Origin of the sequence: Idiomarina sp. A28L, from assembly GCF_000218785.1 — a bacterium.
Lineage (GTDB): Bacteria > Pseudomonadota > Gammaproteobacteria > Enterobacterales > Alteromonadaceae > Aliidiomarina.
The window spans coordinates 15,380-32,477 of record NZ_AFPO01000011.1; the positions used below are offsets into that span (position 1 = coordinate 15,380).

The following is a 17,098-nucleotide window of genomic DNA, read 5'->3' on the forward strand; positions in this document are numbered from 1 at the left end:
TAGCGTGTGGATTATTAAATGGTTATTGATGGCTGATAGTAACGGAAATTGCGTGAGAACACTATAACTCAAGGAAGGGGAGCTTGTTTTATGCGGAAAGTGATTGGCCGGCGGCTAAATCCGAGTATGAGCAGTTAGAAAGTGAATTTAAGTTAATTGATCAGCTCCTTTCCATGAGAGCAAGTGCTGGGTTAACGCAAGAGCAAGTTGCTGACAAAATGCAAACTAAGAAGAGCAATGTAAGCCGTTTGGAAACAGGAAGCACCAACCCGAGTTGGTCTACTTTGCTTAAATATGCGGATGCTTGCGGATTTGAGTTGTCTTTGCGCTCTCACAAGGTGTAAACAAAAATATCGTTTCACCAATTCTGCTCAAAACCGCTCACTTCACAATAAGCGGCTTTAACCCAAGGAATATTACCTCGAAGCCAATTCTATTAAATAATCAGCTAATGCACCCATGCCGGTGCGCTCAACTTGCGCGCGTTGCTCTGCGGCTAGTAAAGGCGGCTATTACAGCGCACTAATCAAGCTTGAGCAAATTGAAAAAGTTATATGCAATATTGTGCAGATCTAACGCGATTTTGTATGTGTGCGCTACATGGTGTGCGTATCCGTGTTAATCTCGAGTTATCGGTTAAAAAAATACTTTAAAAAAGATTTTAGAAAAACCACAAACAACAGGAGAACTCTCATGTTTGCTTATAAACGTATTGTGCTGGCGGTTTCGCTAGTTTTAATTGCTAGCGGCTGCTCAGATGTGGGCCCAAATTCAAATTCTAGTGCGCCACAGCCAAGTGCCTCGGCTTCGGAAAGCCAAGCGCAAACGGCGGTATCAGCTGCTGAGATCGAAGCTGAATCGGCGAAAGCGAATGAACTATTTGAAGATATGTTTATGGAACGGGCTATGCGCAGCCCTATGTATCAATCGTATTTGGGTATCAAACGCGATCAAGATAAATGGGATGATATTTCTGAAGAACGTGCCCATGAAGATTTAGCTTTTCAGCGTGAACAGCTCGAGCGAGTGATGGCCATTGATGAAAACAAGCTCGATGCGCAAACGCGTATTAGTTGGTTGCTTGCCAAGCAGGGTTTAGAAGAAACGATTGCTGATTTCCAATGGCGCCACTATAACTACCCAGTAAACCAAATGTTTGGTATGCATTCGAGCGTAGCTTCGTTATTAATTAACCAGCACAGCATTGACGAAGTGGCCGATGCCGAAGCGTATATTGCGCGTTTAAATGCCTTACCTACTTTATTTTCTCAGTTAGGCGATAACCTAGAGTTACGTGCTGAAAAAGGCATTATTGCGCCGAAATTTGTTTACCCGTATGTAATCAGCGATAGCCGCAACATTATTTCGGGTGCGCCTTTCGATAACGGCGAACCAAGCACCTTGCTAGCTGATTTTAGTGGCAAGGTTGCGAACCTTGATATCGATGAAAGCCAGAAAAACAGTTTGTTGGCCGCGGCTGAGCAAGCGTTGCTGGAATCGGTAAAACCGGCTTATGAAAACTTAATTAGCGTAGTAGAAGATATTGCTGAGCAAGCCGATACCCGCGATGGTGCGTGGAAGTTCCCGAATGGCGAAGCGTTTTACAACAATGCTTTGCAGCGCACTACCACCACAGATTTAACATCTGATGAAATTCACGAAATTGGTTTAAGCGAAGTGGCACGCATTCACAATGAAATGCGGGTGATTATGGAAGAAGTTGAGTTTGCAGGTACTTTGCAAGAATTCTTCGTATATATGCGCAACAACCAAGATTTCATTTACCCGGCAACCGATGAAGGCCGCCAGCGCTATTTAGATGAAGCTACGGCTTACATTGATGCTATGCGCGAGCGGCTCGATGAGTTGTTTATCACTCAGCCGAAAGCTGAAATGATTGTGAAAGCGGTTGAACCTTTCCGCGAGCAATCGGCCGGTAAAGCGTTTTATCAGCAACCTTCTATGGATGGTTCGCGCCCAGGTGTTTATTACGCCAACTTGTACGATATGGGCTCTATGCCAACCTATCAAATGGAAGCGCTTGCTTATCACGAGGGTATTCCTGGGCACCACATGCAAATTGCCATTTCTCAAGAGCTCGAAGGTATTCCAACTTTCCGTAAATTTGGCCGTTACACCTCCTACACCGAAGGCTGGGGGCTTTACACTGAGCTATTACCAAAAGAAATTGGCTTTTATGAAGACCCATACTCAGATTTCGGCCGTTTGGCTATGGAATTATGGCGCGCGGTGCGGTTAGTGGTAGATACCGGTATTCACGATAAGCGCTGGACACGCGAAGAGGGCATTGCGTTCTACGTGAACAATACGCCAAACGCGGAAGCCGATGCGGTGAAAATGGTTGAACGCCACATTGTTATGCCAAGCCAAGCAACGGCTTACAAAATTGGCATGATTAAAATTTTGGAATTGCGTGAACACGCGAAAGCCGAATTAGGCGATGCGTTTGATATTCGCGAGTTTCACGATGTAGTGCTGGCAAGTGGCCCAGTGCCATTGAATGTGCTCGAGCAATTTGTGAATGATTACATTAGCGAAACGCAAGCTGCTATGTAATTCATAGTTTACGTAATTGTTTCAAATAACGAAAAGCCAAGTTGTTCGCGCAACTTGGCTTTTTTATTGCTGTGCTGCTAGCTAACAGCGCACCGAGTGCTGGGTATTAATATTTGCAAAGCTCAATAAGAGCCCAGCAGAAGGGCTAACACCGGAATATACACCAACACGTTTAACGGGAAAGTAATGCCCAGTGCGGCTAGCATGGCTTTGCCGATATCGGCGCTTGGAATTGCAGCGCGAATAGCGGCCGGTGCGGCAATGTAAGAAGCACTGGCGGTAAGGGCGCTGAGCACTAAAATAGAGCCGGTTGGCAGCTCTAGGTATATGCCAAGTAGTAAACCTGGCCAAAGCATCACTAATGGCGCTAAGGCGGCGAATAGCACTAAGCGCCATAGTTTGAATGGAAACGGCCGGCAAATTCGCGCGGTGGTGATACCCATTTCGAGCAAGAACAACGCTAACAGGGCAGAAAACCCGTTTAGTACCAACCCTTCAATAGAAGCTAGCCCGGCTGGGCCATACAACCAACCAATCGCAACGCCACCCATTAATAGAATAACGCCTCGGCTGGTGAGTGCTTCGTGCCAAATTGCGCCCATGCTGGCGGAAGAAGATGCATTTTTCGCCTGGGTATTTGCCGCCTGCAACGTGCCTTCTGCACCCGCCACCTCTTTTTGTGCGCGCCAGTGATAAAACGCTAGCATAAGTACAATGGCGGGTAGTTCAAGAATTACCAAATAAAGCGTGGTATCGGCGGCTAGCGGCAGTTGATAACTTTCTGCCAATGCCCAAGCTACCGCAAAGGTACCTGCACTTACAGAACCATAATGGGCGGCAATGCTAATAGCATCAACGCGGGGCAAGCGCACAAGCTTGCGCAATACTGGAAAAAGGATAGGGGGAAGTAAAAAACCAAGCGCCATGATCAGCAGTAAATTGCTCCATACAATGCTATCACCGCCGCTATGTAGCGCTAAGCCACCTTTGATGCCGATACTTAACATTAAAAGAATGGTGAGTATCTCGTAGATCTGCCCCGGTACTTTTAAATCAGATTTTACTAACCCTGCAATTAACCCGAGCGCAAAAAAGGCGACAACGATATCTGGCATGCTTCCTCCTATAATTATAGTGTTTTGAACTGCAATGTTTATTCAGCGGCAGGATTATGCAAAAATCTATCTATATATAAAAATAATTGATTACGTTATAAACTATAGATAAATATCTATAGTTAACCGTTTAGAGCGAATATGCAGGAGTGTTTATGCAATTGCGCCAGTTGAATTTCCGCCTACTTGAAGTGTTTCAGCACGTTGTGGAGCTAAAAAGTATTTCGGCCGCAGCGCGCAAGCTGCATTTAACCCAGCCTACGATTTCGGCGCAAATTCGCCGGTTAGAGGATGTGTGTGGTGCTGAGTTGTTGCAGCAAGAAGGCCGGCAGATGATACCTACACTGGCGGGTGAGCACCTATATCGAGCTTGTGGCGATATTATGCGGCGCATGCACGAATGCACGCAGGCAATTTCAGCGATTCGTGAGGGCGATCGCGGCACCTTGAAGATAGCGTTGGTGAATACCGCTCAATATGTAATTCCACCGCTGGTGGCGCGGTTTAATCGGCAGTATCCCGATATTGGTGTTGAGCTGAGTATTGGTAATCGCAGCAGCACCTTGCAGCGCTACAATAACAATGCCGATGATATTTATATATTTAGCCATCCGCCGAGCGATTCCATGGTAAAAGCTGAACCATTTATGGCTAATCGTTTGCAGCTTATTGCGCCCGTTCACCATTGGGCAGTGCAGCAATGTGCGCCCGTAAGCTTTCAGCAGCTGGTAGATGAACCATTTTTAATGCGCGAATTGGGCTCGGCTACGCGCATGGTATTTGATACTTGGTTGGCAGGGCGAGGTTTGTATTTGAATCACACCACACAAATAGAGAGCAACGAAGCTATTCGAATTAGTGTGGCTGCGGGAATGGGCTTGGCGGTGTTATCGGAACATATTATTGATCATGGCAGTGATGCCGTTGCGCGTGTTGATATTGAAGGGTTCCCGCTTCCGGGGCAGTGGTATATGGTAAGCCGCAATGATTCCAGCAACGCGAATATCATTGATAAGTTTCGGCTGTTGGCATTAACTGCCAATATTTAATCTTGGTTTTATAATTTCGTTTCCACGCGATTTCGGCCATTATGCTTGGCGAGGTAAAGCGCACTATCTGCCTGCGAAAGGAGCTTTTCCAGCATATCTTTTGCAGTTTGCTTTTCGGTAACACCAAAACTGCAGGTGAGTTGAAAAGGTTGATCATCAATTAAGCTCTTAAATTTCATTTGTTCTATTTTCATACGGAGTTTCTCGGCTACTTTAACGCCTTGCATCAGGTTTGTATCGGGCATGGTAATGGCAAACTCTTCGCCACCTATACGCCCGAGTACATCTTCAGAGCGAAGTGATGCCTTTACTTCACGGGATATTTCCTCTAATACAACATCGCCGGTAGCGTGGCCGTAGGTATCGTTCACTACTTTGAAGCGATCGAGATCAAACATAACAACCGATAATGGCCGTTCTAATCTATTGCATAATTTAATGGCACTTTCTGAGCGCTCAATGAAAAAGCGGCGATTATAAAGCTTTGTAAGCGGATCGGTGGTGGCTAACTCTTGAAGTTCGAGCTCATCAGCTTTTTGTTCCGTAATATCTTGAATGGTGCCGTGCGATATTCCGTTTAAATGATTAATTTCACCCAGAGAATGCACCCAACCAATCGTGCCGTTGGGCCGAATTATTCTATATTCGATATCGAGCTTTCCGGTAGCTTTTGCTTGCTCTAAACCTTCCTTAAGTATATTTACATCATCGGGGTGAACGTGGCGGTTTATGAGCTCAATGGAAGGGCTGGTATGTGCTTGCTCTAAACCGAAAATCTTAAAAACAATATCAGACCAATACACTTCGCCCGTTTCAATTTTGGCATACCAATGCCCGATAGAAGCCAGAGTTTGCGCTTCTTGTAAACGTTGTTCTGATTCCTGAAGTTTGAGCTGGGCGGCTTTTAAATCGCTGATATCTAGCAGCACGCCATTCCAGTGGGAGGAATTATCACTTCCTTTCTCTAGATCTGCTTTTCCTCTTATCCATTTGTTTTGATCATTGTGAGGAATTCGGAAATCGCATTGCCAAGGAAGTGAATTTTTGTGGGCAGTTAAAATTGAATCTTTTACGTATTCGAGATCATCGGTGTGGATTAGTTTTAAAATCTCTTTCACGCTTTCGGCGGCTATTGCGGTGGCACAATTAGTATCTTCAATAAGTTTTGGGCTAGCGTATCGGAAACTTAATTCGCCGTTTGCATCGAGCCTAAGCTGAAAAATAACGCCTGGCGTTACGGAAATAACATCATTGAGGTTTTTATTGGGATCGCTCAGTGCCTTTTTGCTTTCGCTAACGCGTTTACTCACGCCGAATTCCTCGTTGGTAGGCTCTATTTTACCGAGTGAATACTAATCACTAGCTGATTAATATCAAAAGGCAGCCACAACGCCGCAACATAATACTGAAATTAACCCTTCTTTCACCTTAGCTGCATAACACCATAGTTGCCAATTTAGGCTTCAGTTTGAAGCTACCCGAATCAAATAATCAGCAAGGGCACCCATGCCGGTGCGTTCAACACCTGCACGTTGCTCGGCAGATTGGTTGTAGTTGGTATTGGTATTCACATCGTAAACAAATAGCTCGCCTTCGGCGTTTTCAATGAATTCAATACCGGCCACATCAATGGCGTTCTCGCTTAAGAAGCCTTCAAGCTGGCTGATGATGTTGTGGTTATTAAAGCGCTCGGTAATAGCAAACTTTTGCGCTTCCGGGGCGCTGCTGGTGCCCGCACTTACACTCGGGTTGGGCTCCGCTCCCGTTGGGCAAAACTTATCTTCAATACTGCAATTATCGGCAGGGCAAAGCTCGAAGCCATCTTCGGTATTTACTTGCACGGTATATAAAAACTTGCGGCCAATGAATTCGGCGCGAGTAATGAAAGGTTCTTTCGGCTGAATATATTCTTGTAGCAGCCAAATACCATCGAGCGGTTCTTCGTGGTCCGTTCGTTCCACATAGGTTTGCAATTCAGCTAGTGAATTGAAACGTTGCACGCCAAGGCCTTTACCGCCGCGGTTCGGTTTTAAAATCAGAGGCCATTGGTTGAATTGTTCGGCAGCCGCTAAAACATGCTGCATACCGACTACTGCGTGGGTTTTCGGAACTTGTAAACCTGCCCGCTGGAGTGCGGCATACTGGGATATTTTGCATACTTCAAGGGCGAGCACGCCGGTGTTGTTCACTACGGTGCGCTGATAACCTTCTAACCAAGTAAGCACTGCACGGGTAAGCTCTGGTGCGAAACGGTGGCCGCGTGTATGCGAAGAGGCACTCATTCGGTTGTAGTAAACCGCATCTTCGGGCTCTTCGGTGAATGGCACTATGCCGGTATCTAGAAACATTTCGCGTGCGGTAACGCCGCGCTTCGCAAATTCTGCGCGTAAAGGTACCAACCATTCTTCGTTTTCATGAATAATAACAATCTCGCGCATTTTAACCCCTGCCTATGCCAACTAACATGATGCATTAATTTCAGTATTAACTTCTTGCACTAATGGCGAGCATTACACCGCGAATCGCTGGATAGGATCAAATTGAAAAAGTTATATATCAGATTCCGGGGTTCTAAGGGATCTGTAGCGATTACTTTACTGCCCGAACATCGGCAAATGGCGCTGTACCTGTTATAGTTGTTTGGCATGTAATGATTCAGGTGAGCGCCGCCATAGGCTAATGTTGGTTAGAACGCATTTAGCGAAAAGGGGCACGGCACCTGCAACCGAGGAGACTAGAATGGATAAATTAAAAGAAGTTGTTTATACCGCAAAAGTAACCACTAAAGGCGGCCGTACTGGTGAATCAGCCTCTGATGATGGGCGTTTGAAAGTATCGTTATCTACCCCGAAAGCAATGGGTGGCGATGATGGCAAAGGCACGAACCCAGAGCAATTGTTTGCGGCGGGTTATTCTGCTTGTTTTATGGGCGCGATGAAAGCGGTATCGGACAAGCTTAATCTTAAGGTTCCGAACGATGCTAAGATCGATGCGGCTGTGAGCTTCGGCCCAATCGAGCAAGGTTTTGGTATTGCAGTGAAGATGGATATTTCATTACCGGGCTTGGATCGTGCTGATGCCGAGAAACTCGTAGAAACCGCGCATAAGGTATGCCCATATTCCAACGCCACTCGTGGCAATGTTGATGTAAGCCTGAACGTGGTTTAACAGCCTATTTCAATGCGCCGTTTTAATAACGGCTGCATAATCTTAAAGCCGAACTACGCCCAAATGATACTGCGTAGTTCGGCTTTTTATGTGCCTGTTATTTATCGATTTTTTTTGAAAAAGAAGGTTTGGTTCAGCAGTGGCGAAATTGAATTATTGAGCTTATACTAAAGAACCTTTTAAAAGGCTTTTTAAAGCCCGCTATTTGCAGGTTACTGTTTACAAGTTGCGGCTTAAGGAGAAAGGACGCTTACTATGAAAACCGAAACAATTACTTATCTGAAAGAGAACGCCAATAGCTTGGAGTTACAGGAAGAATTGATGATTACGAAAAAAGGGAAGCCTGCTTTTGTAGTTCAATCTTATGCCGATTATGCCTTCCAGCAGGAAACATTAGCGCTTTTAAAGTTAATGAAGCTTTCTGAGAAATCATTAACTACTGAAAAACTTAGTATTGATGAAGCGTTTGAACAAGATGGCGCCTAACCAATACAAGATTGTTGCTTCGCCGGTGTTTAAGCGTTCGCTCCAGCGTTTACGTGCTTTTCTATCAGAGCAGTTTGGTGAGAAAGTGGCACACTCGGTAAGTGAGAACATTAAGTTAAAAATAACCGAGCAGCTTACTCAGAATCCTTTTAGCGGCACGATCAGTGAGCGGCTTTTTCAACTTGGTTTAACTGAATACCGGCAACTACTTATCGATGAACATAACCTTGTGTTCTATGTTGTGAGGAATGCTGTAAGGAATGCTGTAATTAATGCCAATAGCAGTGCCGATAGCCCAAAGGATACTGATAACGAGCAGGAAGTGCAGTTGCTCTTAGTTATGGATTCTCGGCAAAGCATTCAGAAGCTTTTATTCGAACTTAATTTACTGATGTAAATTAAGTTCTCATAGCTAACCTAGCTTGCTTCTTCGGTGGTTTCTGGTTTTGGATTGGCCGCAGGCACTGCTGGTTCTGGCTTGGCAGCCGGAGTTACTGGCTTAGGTGCTTTTTTCTTGGCGGGTTTCTTAGCACCCAAGGCTATCAATACTTGCTCGCGCTCGCGGGCTAAGAAAAATGCCATATCTTCAACCTGTTGTTCACTGCTAAGTGCTTCACAACTTTCTAGCAACGGCACTAACTCATCAACCATATCAAGCATTTTATCGTGCGCATCGGCTTCGGCTTTGCTGGTAAAAGTCATTTTTTCTTCTCCGTTGCGTACAACTACGTATTGCGTAATTACAGCCATTGGGATTCCTCGTGGGGTGCGTTTAATAAATTCAATATACTGGTTATTTATACAGTTAATTGGTTATAATCGCAAGCATAGATCGATGTAGAATTAGGCTTTTACGAGTGGAATTAAGCGCTTGTATAAAAGCCTGTTGATTGGTTTTCCAACGGCTAGTGCTGTGCGATATACTGCCCGAGGTTTTACAGCGCAGAAAGCTTGCGCGCGGATACAGAAAATAGCAGAGAATAATAGGGCAACAGAATGGCGAAAGCAGCTGCGGTACATATTTTGGTAAAAACCAAAGAAGAAGCCGAAAGGTTAAAAGTAGAATTAGCCAAAGGTGCGAATTTCCATGAGCTGGCGAAGAAGCATTCGATTTGCCCCTCAGGTAAAAAAGGCGGCGATTTAGGTGAGTTTCGGCCAGGGCAAATGGTGAAAGCATTCGATAACGTGGTTTTTAAGAAGCCCATTTTGCAAGTGCATGGCCCGGTAAAAACTCAGTTTGGCTTTCATCTAATTAAAACGCTTTACCGTAGCTAATGGTTTAGAAGCTAACTGCATATTAGTTAGATAATGAATTTGCTGTACTCACATGAAATAAGCAGCATAACTTTAGGAAATAACATGACAACAGAATCAAGCACATACTCTATTGGCAAACCTGGCGTTGCTTGGGGTATCGAAGAAAAGAACACTTGGTTGAATGAGCAAACACAAAAGCGCTCATATTTTGATGATGTAGTAGCGGTGATTGAATCGCTGGCAAATGATTTTGATGTTGAGCAGTATGGTGAGCTAGCGTATGCGGAACATGGTTTTGCCGATTATCCGTTGTTGCTATTGAAATCGAAGAATTGGCAAGCGAATAAGCCAACGGTAATTGTTACCGGTGGTGTGCATGGCTATGAAACTAGCGGTGTGCATGGCGCATTACGTTTTTTGCAAACGGAAGCGTTGCACTACACCAAGCAGTTTAATGTGTTAGTAGCGCCATGTATTAGCCCTTGGGGTTATGAAACAATTAATCGTTGGAACCCTGAAACTACTGATCCAAACCGTTCGTTTTTGCAGCCAAGCCCAGCGCCTGAGGCGGCACAAATTATGGCGTATGTTGCGAAAATCGAAGGCAAGATCGCTATGCATATCGATTTGCATGAAACTACAGATACCGATAACAGTGAGTTTCGCCCGGCACTTGCTGCCCGCGATGGCATTGTAAATGATAACTGGAACATTCCAGATGGGTTTTACTTGGTGGGTGATAGCCAACACCCTGCAGCGGCTTTTCAAAAGGCAGTGCTTGATTCGGTAGCGAAAGTAACGCATATCGCTGAGGCCGATGATGATGGCAAACTGATAGGGGTTCCTTTGGCGCAGTTTGGTGTTATTAATTACGATGGCAAGAAATACGGTTTGTGTATGGGCCTTTCGAGTGCCGATTACGTGACAACCACCGAGGTTTATCCAGATAGTGTTAACGCCACGCCAGAAGAGTGTGTGTTAGCTCAGGTAGCTGCGGTTGTGGGTGGTTTAAATTATGTGGCGGCGCACGCTGAATAAGCCTGTGAGCTAAGGGCAGGTTGCTGAATGAAACGAATATCAATGTTGCGGCAACCCGCCCGAAGCATGGCAGAAACACTACGTGCGTTGGCGCTCGCCGCTGAACAAGTACCCGAGCGTGATTGTTACGGAAAGGGCGCTTTAATTAACGATCTCGAGCAAGAAGTGGCTTCGATGCTGGGCAAACCAGCGGCGTTATTTTTGCCAAGCGGCACTTTAGCGCAGCCGCTAGCCCTAAAAATATATGCCGAGCAACGGCAATGCACACATATCGGTTTGCACCCAACATCGCATTTATTGCTACATGAACAACAGGGCTATCAGCATTTATGGGGCCTTGATGCGCTGCTAGTTGGTGCTCCTGAACGGGTATGGCAGCTTGCTGATTTAGAAGCATTGCCGCCACATCCTATCGCCGCAATGGTGTGGGAACTTCCGGCCCGCGAAATTGGTGGCCAGTTGCCTACTTGGGAAGCGTTGAGCGAGCAAGTGGCTTGGGCCCGAGAGCGCAATATTGCCGTGCATTTTGATGGTGCTCGGTTGTGGCAATGCCCAGAATATTATCAACGCAGTTTGGCTGAAATTGCCGCATTAGCCGATTCGGTTTACGTGAGTTTTTACAAAGATTTAGCGGGTATTTCTGGTGCAATGTTGGTGGGCGAAGAGCACTTTATTGAAGATGCCCGCATTTGGGCGCGCAGAGCGGGCGGCAATCTCTACTCGCAGTTTCCTTATTTACTGGCGGCAAAGCTTGGCTTACAAGAAAATTTAGCGAGTATTCCTGAAGCGGTAAAATACGCTCGTGAGTTGGCGAGTGCTTTTGCGCAATTACCCAACATTCGAATTAACCCAAACTCACCGCAAGTAGCCATGTTTCATCTGCATATTCAAGCCGATAAACAGCGCCTTGTGGATGCGATTCAAGCTTATAGTGATCAGCACGGTATTGAAGTACTGCCAGCACCTAGGGCTGAAGCTGATGGCTGGCAAATTTGTGAGATTCCAGTGGGGCGCAATGCTATGGCGCAGCCGGTAGCGTTTTGGCTGGCGCACTTAAAACAACTAATTGCCTTGATTTAAGTGCTCGTTATTGCCATCAGCGAACGCCAAGAGCTTTTAAAAGTTCAATAGCAAGAAACCAATACCTATCCGATTTTGCCGATGATTGTAATCCAGCAATGTTTCGCCATAGCCGGAAAACAACTGCAAATACGCACGAATGCCATCAGGCCGCTTCCCTAATGGATAAGTGTAATCAAACTGAATAGAGCCACGGTTAGCGGAAAAATCACGGGTAATCAGGGTAATACTGGCGGTACTGCGCCCAGGCAACCAAGAAACACGGGTTTCTACGTTGCCGCGGAACCGCACCAAATCAGGGTTATCATCATCATCGCCGGTTTCATTAATGCGCTGCTTCCACTTACTTTCAATCATGAATTCGCCATATTCAACAACACCACCTAAATAGGTGTAATTCCAGCTCCGTGAAAGTGGTTCGCTTTGGCCATTTGAATGATGGGCAAAACCTGCCTGAACCATACGCAGGCGTGCTGAGCCTGGAAGAATATCGAAATGCTCAGGAATTGGCACTGTATAAATAACCTCGGGGTTATGATCAGTGCTGCGAAACGGCCGTGAATCTTTTTTATCATACCCTTGCCACAAAGATACTTGTGTATACGCCCCCCATAAATCAGCATTGGGTAACAATAGGTTTTCCCATAGTTTGGTGCGCAAGGAAATTTGTAGTTTTATTTCAAGCGAACCGTAATTCGGTTGTTCCGGTGCGTCGCCGCGGCTGGGGCTGGTAGGTTGCTTATTAACTGAACTGGTGTAGTGCGCAGGTAAAAAGAAATTCGGTAGAAAAGTACGAATAACAAACGTACCCCGCTTATCTTTTTGCTCAAGCTCCCAGAACTTGCTGATAAAATCACTCGGATTAATACGCTCTTCTGCTTCTTCGCTTTCGCGGCTATCGGTTTCTTCGGCATAAGCAAACGAGCCAGTAGCCATTAAAAATAGGGCACCTGCAAGAATACATGAACGCCGGCTAAACTTGGCCGTTCGAGATAAAGTGGAATTATGTTTGCGTATCATACTGCCTTCCTTGTGGGATTGATGCTGGCGCTTCACTAATGAATTCGTTAGAGTTTATAAAATGCCAGAAAAATAATAATAAACATAGTATTTAAGGGACCCTTATCGTGGCTTTTTCTAAACAACAAAAGCATGGAAGCACTCTAAAGCGTAGCCGCAAATTAAAGCATCCGCAGAAAAAATTTAAGATTCGGCAATACATTGCTACGCGTTCTATTCTCCGCTTAGCGCTTGATTATATTGCCATCAATGCGGCCATCGCGATTTTACTTGCAACCGCCTTAGTGCTTATTACGGGCGATAGTAGCCAAGGAATCAACTACATTTACTTTATTTATACGGAACTGTTTGGAAAAGAGCCGAATTGGAGCTTGCCAGATCGATTCATGTATCAAAATATCCGAGCCTTTTTAGCTACGTTATCATTACTATCGCCTTCGTTGTTCTTGGGTATTATTATCTACAAGTTTTTTGTACTAAAGCGCGATAACATTGTTTTTCGTAGCATGTGTGATGTTGATGAAGAAAACGGCGAGCGTTTTTTAAATATTCACTTTTATATTTCCTCTTCGTTGCATCTATATAATCTGCGTTTTACCGCGTTTATTCGCACCTATGAAAAGTGTAGAGAAAACGCCTCGGGTAAGCTGTACCCAATGAATACGTTTCCTCTCATGCTCAATGGTGATTCGTTTTACCCGCTGCCATATAACTATGTACCGAGCCGTTTTCGCATAAAGATAAAAGAAAGCCCTATTAATGGAGTGCGCTCAGAGAACCCATCGATAGTGATTGGCGATGATCAAATTATTGAAGTACATACCAGCGATCGGAAAATAAGATTGGATCGAAAGGCAGGAGATTTTTGTGAACTTTACGTGGTAGCAGCCGGCGAAGTGCCTGATTTGCAATCACAGTTCAGTGAATTGAAATGCTATCGAATACCAGAAGATATTTCCGCAAGCCCGCTACCGGAAATGGTAACGCGCTTTGTGCGCGATGAAGATTGCTTTGAAGTTGATAATTGGCCAGATTTTGAAGGCAATAAGCTGAATCGTTCACAGCGCCGTAAGGCGAAGAAAGCCGGTGGCCTCGCTCAGTAGGAGTGAGCTTACTTGTAGTTTTTTGACATCGAAATTACTAGCTAAATTGTGTTTCTCTAGCAATTCAGCCACGGCGTTTGGTTGTTCGAGTGTTACCGGATCATCCGGGCTCAGTTGCAGCAAGAGATCATCGATTACTCGCAAATCAGCGGCGGTTAATTGTGCTAGCTCAAGCATGCGGAAATCGAACAGTTGTGGATTGTAGAGCTTGAATACGCTGTATAAATCGCGTAATTCGGCAAGTGGCCGAGCGGCGGCATCAACGCGTAAATCCACCACGGTATCAGAATCACCTAAATAACCACCATGCGGCCGCTTAATGAGCATGGCTGCGGCTAATTTACCGCGTAGATCGCCACCATGCTGCTGGCCTGCAAGCATGGCCTTAATCATAGCGGTGCCAAGCTCAAGGCCATCATGGCGTGCTTTAGTATACGCACTTGCCACTGCTTCGGTGGTGCCAGCAATCAGCATGTTGCCCAATACAAAAAAGTTATCGCCGCTAACACTCTCTGATGCTGGTGTGCATTCAGAACCGGTGTATAAGTGCACTTTTCCTGTGCTATTCATAATCCCAACTTGCCGAACCGCTGCCCGATCATCGGCAATTAAAAAATCATCGAGCGCTTGTTCAGGGCTACGGCCATCTCGTAACGATTCCAGAGCGGAGCCTGCGGCATCGGGGTTGGCAAAGCTTTGGCTTACCACCAAGCCAGCACGCGCGTTGATCCAAGGCACTAGAGCGCCTACGGCTAGAAAATTAGAAGCGGTAATAATACCTAAGCTTTCAGTTTCTGGATCTCGCACTGCTAACGTGTAGGTGGCAATCATTTGCTTAGTTCCTTTCTCGAATTAAACCCTCTTGCATGGTAGATGCAACCAAAATGCCATCGCGAGTAAATATTTGCCCGCGCACCAAACCGCGAGCACCTTGCGCCGTTGGGCTATCAATAGCATACAACAACCAATCGTCCATGCGAAATGGGCGGTGAAACCACATAGCGTGATCGATCGTTGCCATTTGAATTTTCGGATCGGCAAATGTTTTCCCATGTGGCTGCATGGAGGTTGGCAAAAAATTAAAATCGGATGCATACGCGAGCAAATACTGATGAACGCGCTGATCATCGGGCAGGGTGCCGTTCGCTTTAATCCAAACATAACGCACCGGATCGCAAGCTTTGGGTTTAAAAGGATTATATTCCGTAACAAAACGCATCATGATTGGCTTTTCGCTCGTAAATTTACTGCGAATAGCTTCTGGAATGAGCTCGGAATGCTCCCGATAGATATCTAAATCGGAAGGTAACCCTTCAGGCCCCGGCACTTCGGGCATGCAGCTTTGATGATCAGCACCTTTCTCGGGAATCTGATACGAAGCGGTTAAATGAAAAATAGGTTTACCGAATTGAATCGCTTTTACTCGGCGAGTAGAAAAACTTTTACCATCACGAATGTTTTCAACATCGTAAACAATAGGTTTTGAAGCATCGCCGGGGCGCAGAAAATAACTATGAAATGAATGTACAGCACGCTCTTCGGCAACGGTTTCTTTTGCTGCGGAGAGCGCTTGCCCCATTACTTGGCCACCAAAAACCGCAGCAAAGCCCAAATCTTGGCTTTGCCCACGATAAATTCCCTGCTCAATAGGCTCTAGGTGCAAAAGGTTTAATAAATCATCCAATACCTTGCTCATTCATTTTCCTTGTAAACTAATTTCACTTCTTTCTTAACATTATTGGTAACTTCTGAAAGGCAAATTACTGCGCTTCATGGTGTTCTTTTAATAGCATAGGCACTACTGCTGGGTTGCCATCGTTCGCGGCTGGCTCTAAATCTAAAATGGTAGTCATAACATTATAGATATCCACCATTTTAACAGGGCCCACGTTGCTGTTTTGCTTAAAGCTTGGGCCGTGGGCAATGAAGATGCCTTGCATATCTGGGTGCTCATTATCGTAACCATGGCTGCCGCGTGGGCGATAGAAATCGGCATCTGTTGCCATATTATCGAGCCAAAATTCGCGCACAAATATCCAACCCGGATCTGCTAAAACGAGGATATCGGCAATGCGATTGTTATTGGTAAAATGGAAGCGCTCAGGCATGGTATCTTTAGTGAATACTTGTGCATGAGGCAGGTTTGCCTTTAGTTCTGCAACAATATTATCGCGTTCACCATCTTTCGGGAAAATATGCGCGAGCTCACGTGAATACAACGCCCGTTCAGCACGTTCGGAATCATAGGCTTGATCGATAATCATATGCTTAGTTTGATCAACTCGCGCCATGCCGTGATCGGCGGTAATCATAATATCAACGCTGTTTAACCAACCACGTTGTTCAAGTTGCGCCATTAAGTGGCCGATTTCATCATCAATATTGCGCAACGCTTGGCCTACTTCACGCGAACCCGGCCCGTAGCCATGGCCCGCGGAATCAACATCGCTGAAATATAAGGTAATCATTTGTGGGCGTTCAGCTTGCGGTTTTTCTAGCCACTCAATTACCGTATTTACGCGTTCGCGGTTATCAACGCTGCCATCGTATGGGAACCAGTAAGTAGCTTGTGTATCTTTAATTGGGGCTTCTGAACCCGGGAAAAAGAAGGTTCCAGCAACCATGTTTTGTAATTCTGCGGTAACCCAGATTGGTTCACCACCCCACCAACGCGGGTTAGAAACTTCGTGGGCTAGGCTCATTCTAAAAACAGCATCAAACTCTGAATCATAAATACTGTTTTCAACAATACCGTGATTTTCTGGGTGTAGGCCAGTAACTAACGAGTAATGGTTTGGAAAAGTTTTACTCGGGAATACCGGCTGCAAGTGTTCTGCGCGCACGCCAGCGTTGGCTAAACGGTTTAAATTCGGGGCGTAGTAACGGTCGAGATAATCATGGCGAGTGCCATCAATAGAAATCAGAATTACGGTAGGCTCTAACTCATGCCATTGTTGCTCTTCAGAATCTTGTAGGGCAACCGCTGTTTGGGTGAAAGCCGCTGTGGTTATTAGGAGAGCCGCGATAGCGGTGTTGAACCAAGTTCTTTTCTGCGCGCTAGTTTGTTGTTGCGAACGTAAATCTGTAAATGCCATGAATACCACCGTTGCTAAAGCTGCGTTAGGGTTACTGCTGCTGCATAAATTTAGCGTATCAGTATACTAATATTTAGTGACAATTGCATGAAACAAAGCTTCCCAAATGT

The 17,098-nt window shown here is 45.5% G+C and carries 18 protein-coding genes; 10 read left to right on the forward strand and 8 right to left on the reverse strand.

Going from position 1 to position 17,098, the window contains the following annotated elements:
- The first annotated feature begins 83 nt into the window (after positions 1-83).
- Both A28LD_RS03160 and A28LD_RS03165 read left to right on the forward strand, forming a co-directional pair.
- Positions 84-344, forward strand: coding sequence for a helix-turn-helix domain-containing protein (locus A28LD_RS03160; RefSeq protein WP_007419617.1), 261 nt, complete (start codon positions 84-86; stop codon positions 342-344).
- Positions 345-693: 349 nt separating this feature from the next.
- A complete protein-coding gene (locus A28LD_RS03165; RefSeq protein WP_007419618.1) occupies positions 694-2,577 on the forward strand; it encodes a DUF885 domain-containing protein in 1,884 nt (627 codons plus the stop codon).
- Positions 2,578-2,699: 122 nt separating this feature from the next.
- Here the strand turns inward: A28LD_RS03165 and A28LD_RS03170 are convergent, their stop codons facing one another.
- Complete coding sequence (locus A28LD_RS03170) at positions 2,700-3,692, reverse strand: sodium-dependent bicarbonate transport family permease (RefSeq protein WP_007419619.1); 993 nt, start codon at positions 3,690-3,692, stop codon at positions 2,700-2,702.
- Positions 3,693-3,847: 155 nt separating this feature from the next.
- Here A28LD_RS03170 and A28LD_RS03175 point away from each other — a divergent pair, with 155 nt between their 5' ends.
- Positions 3,848-4,741 carry a LysR family transcriptional regulator gene (locus tag A28LD_RS03175; RefSeq protein ID WP_007419620.1) on the forward strand — a complete coding sequence of 298 codons (894 nt, stop codon included), beginning with the start codon at positions 3,848-3,850 and terminating at the stop codon, positions 4,739-4,741.
- A gap of 8 nt (positions 4,742-4,749) precedes the next feature.
- Here A28LD_RS03175 and A28LD_RS03180 read toward each other — a convergent pair whose 3' ends face one another.
- Positions 4,750-6,051, reverse strand: a complete 1,302-nt coding sequence (locus A28LD_RS03180) for a GGDEF domain-containing protein (RefSeq protein WP_007419621.1) — start codon at positions 6,049-6,051, stop codon at positions 4,750-4,752.
- 153 nt (positions 6,052-6,204) lie between these two features.
- The gene (locus A28LD_RS03185; protein WP_007419622.1) at positions 6,205-7,179 is read right to left on the reverse strand and encodes an ATP-grasp domain-containing protein; all 975 of its coding nucleotides are present in this window, start codon (positions 7,177-7,179) and stop codon (positions 6,205-6,207) included.
- Between the two features lie 301 nt (positions 7,180-7,480).
- Here A28LD_RS03185 and A28LD_RS03190 point away from each other — a divergent pair, with 301 nt between their 5' ends.
- The 3 genes from A28LD_RS03190 to A28LD_RS03200 all read left to right on the forward strand — a co-directional run bounded on the left by A28LD_RS03190 (position 7,481) and on the right by A28LD_RS03200 (position 8,792).
- Positions 7,481-7,909: an organic hydroperoxide resistance protein gene (locus A28LD_RS03190; protein ID WP_007419623.1), complete on the forward strand. Its 429-nt coding sequence runs from the start codon at positions 7,481-7,483 to the stop codon at positions 7,907-7,909.
- A 255-nt stretch (positions 7,910-8,164) separates the two neighbouring features.
- On the forward strand, positions 8,165-8,395 hold the full coding sequence (locus tag A28LD_RS03195; RefSeq protein ID WP_007419624.1) for a type II toxin-antitoxin system prevent-host-death family antitoxin: 231 nt from the start codon (positions 8,165-8,167) through the stop codon (positions 8,393-8,395).
- Positions 8,385-8,792 (forward strand): hypothetical protein, encoded by a 408-nt coding sequence (locus A28LD_RS03200; RefSeq protein ID WP_007419625.1) that lies wholly within the window; start codon positions 8,385-8,387, stop codon positions 8,790-8,792. Before A28LD_RS03195 ends, A28LD_RS03200 begins: the two co-directional genes overlap by 11 nt.
- Positions 8,793-8,812: 20 nt before the next feature.
- On the opposite strand, the gene A28LD_RS03205 is transcribed toward A28LD_RS03200, so the two are convergent.
- Entirely contained in the window at positions 8,813-9,145 is a 333-nt protein-coding gene (locus A28LD_RS03205) for a YebG family protein (RefSeq protein WP_007419626.1), read from the reverse strand.
- A 246-nt stretch (positions 9,146-9,391) separates the two neighbouring features.
- On the opposite strand from A28LD_RS03205, the gene ppiC reads away from it, so the two are divergent.
- From ppiC to A28LD_RS03220, 3 genes are all read left to right on the forward strand, one after another.
- Positions 9,392-9,670, forward strand: coding sequence for a peptidylprolyl isomerase PpiC (gene ppiC / locus A28LD_RS03210; protein ID WP_007419627.1), 279 nt, complete (start codon positions 9,392-9,394; stop codon positions 9,668-9,670).
- 84 nt (positions 9,671-9,754) lie between these two features.
- Positions 9,755-10,690, forward strand: coding sequence for a M14 family metallopeptidase (locus A28LD_RS03215; RefSeq protein WP_007419628.1), 936 nt, complete (start codon positions 9,755-9,757; stop codon positions 10,688-10,690).
- A gap of 27 nt (positions 10,691-10,717) precedes the next feature.
- Positions 10,718-11,770 carry a threonine aldolase family protein gene (locus tag A28LD_RS03220; protein ID WP_007419629.1) on the forward strand — a complete coding sequence of 351 codons (1,053 nt, stop codon included), beginning with the start codon at positions 10,718-10,720 and terminating at the stop codon, positions 11,768-11,770.
- Positions 11,771-11,806: 36 nt separating this feature from the next.
- On the opposite strand, the gene A28LD_RS03225 is transcribed toward A28LD_RS03220, so the two are convergent.
- On the reverse strand, positions 11,807-12,790 hold the full coding sequence (locus A28LD_RS03225) for a phospholipase A (protein WP_007419630.1): 984 nt from the start codon (positions 12,788-12,790) through the stop codon (positions 11,807-11,809).
- 107 nt (positions 12,791-12,897) lie between these two features.
- Here A28LD_RS03225 and A28LD_RS03230 point away from each other — a divergent pair, with 107 nt between their 5' ends.
- Positions 12,898-13,893 (forward strand): hypothetical protein, encoded by a 996-nt coding sequence (locus tag A28LD_RS03230; protein WP_007419631.1) that lies wholly within the window; start codon positions 12,898-12,900, stop codon positions 13,891-13,893.
- Here A28LD_RS03230 and A28LD_RS03235 read toward each other — a convergent pair.
- The 3 genes from A28LD_RS03235 to A28LD_RS03245 all read right to left on the reverse strand — a co-directional run bounded on the left by A28LD_RS03235 (position 13,849) and on the right by A28LD_RS03245 (position 16,988).
- A complete protein-coding gene (locus A28LD_RS03235) occupies positions 13,849-14,724 on the reverse strand; it encodes a DUF1028 domain-containing protein (protein WP_007419632.1) in 876 nt (291 codons plus the stop codon). The genes A28LD_RS03230 and A28LD_RS03235 overlap by 45 nt on opposite strands.
- 4 nt (positions 14,725-14,728) lie before the next feature.
- Complete coding sequence (gene tesB, locus A28LD_RS03240) at positions 14,729-15,589, reverse strand: acyl-CoA thioesterase II (RefSeq protein WP_007419633.1); 861 nt, start codon at positions 15,587-15,589, stop codon at positions 14,729-14,731.
- Positions 15,590-15,653: 64 nt separating this feature from the next.
- Positions 15,654-16,988, reverse strand: a complete 1,335-nt coding sequence (locus A28LD_RS03245) for an alkaline phosphatase family protein (RefSeq protein ID WP_007419634.1) — start codon at positions 16,986-16,988, stop codon at positions 15,654-15,656.
- Positions 16,989-17,098: the final 110 nt, after the last annotated feature.

Excerpts from the sequence above, each read along its gene's own strand:
- A28LD_RS03165 (WP_007419618.1), top strand. The coding sequence starts at position 694 with ATGTTTGCTTATAAACGTATTGTGCTGGCGGTTTCGCTAGTTTTAATT.
- A28LD_RS03170 (WP_007419619.1), bottom strand. The coding sequence starts at position 3,692 with ATGCCAGATATCGTTGTCGCCTTTTTTGCGCTCGGGTTAATTGCAGGG.
- A28LD_RS03175 (WP_007419620.1), top strand. The coding sequence starts at position 3,848 with ATGCAATTGCGCCAGTTGAATTTCCGCCTACTTGAAGTGTTTCAGCAC.
- A28LD_RS03185 (WP_007419622.1), bottom strand. The coding sequence starts at position 7,179 with ATGCGCGAGATTGTTATTATTCATGAAAACGAAGAATGGTTGGTACCT.
- A28LD_RS03190 (WP_007419623.1), top strand. The coding sequence starts at position 7,481 with ATGGATAAATTAAAAGAAGTTGTTTATACCGCAAAAGTAACCACTAAA.
- A28LD_RS03195 (WP_007419624.1), top strand. The coding sequence starts at position 8,165 with ATGAAAACCGAAACAATTACTTATCTGAAAGAGAACGCCAATAGCTTG.
- A28LD_RS03200 (WP_007419625.1), top strand. The coding sequence starts at position 8,385 with ATGGCGCCTAACCAATACAAGATTGTTGCTTCGCCGGTGTTTAAGCGT.
- A28LD_RS03205 (WP_007419626.1), bottom strand. The coding sequence starts at position 9,145 with ATGGCTGTAATTACGCAATACGTAGTTGTACGCAACGGAGAAGAAAAA.
- ppiC (WP_007419627.1), top strand. The coding sequence starts at position 9,392 with ATGGCGAAAGCAGCTGCGGTACATATTTTGGTAAAAACCAAAGAAGAA.
- A28LD_RS03215 (WP_007419628.1), top strand. The coding sequence starts at position 9,755 with ATGACAACAGAATCAAGCACATACTCTATTGGCAAACCTGGCGTTGCT.
- A28LD_RS03220 (WP_007419629.1), top strand. The coding sequence starts at position 10,718 with ATGAAACGAATATCAATGTTGCGGCAACCCGCCCGAAGCATGGCAGAA.
- A28LD_RS03225 (WP_007419630.1), bottom strand. The coding sequence starts at position 12,790 with ATGATACGCAAACATAATTCCACTTTATCTCGAACGGCCAAGTTTAGC.
- A28LD_RS03235 (WP_007419632.1), bottom strand. The coding sequence starts at position 14,724 with ATGATTGCCACCTACACGTTAGCAGTGCGAGATCCAGAAACTGAAAGC.
- tesB (WP_007419633.1), bottom strand. The coding sequence starts at position 15,589 with ATGAGCAAGGTATTGGATGATTTATTAAACCTTTTGCACCTAGAGCCT.
- A28LD_RS03245 (WP_007419634.1), bottom strand. The coding sequence starts at position 16,988 with ATGGCATTTACAGATTTACGTTCGCAACAACAAACTAGCGCGCAGAAA.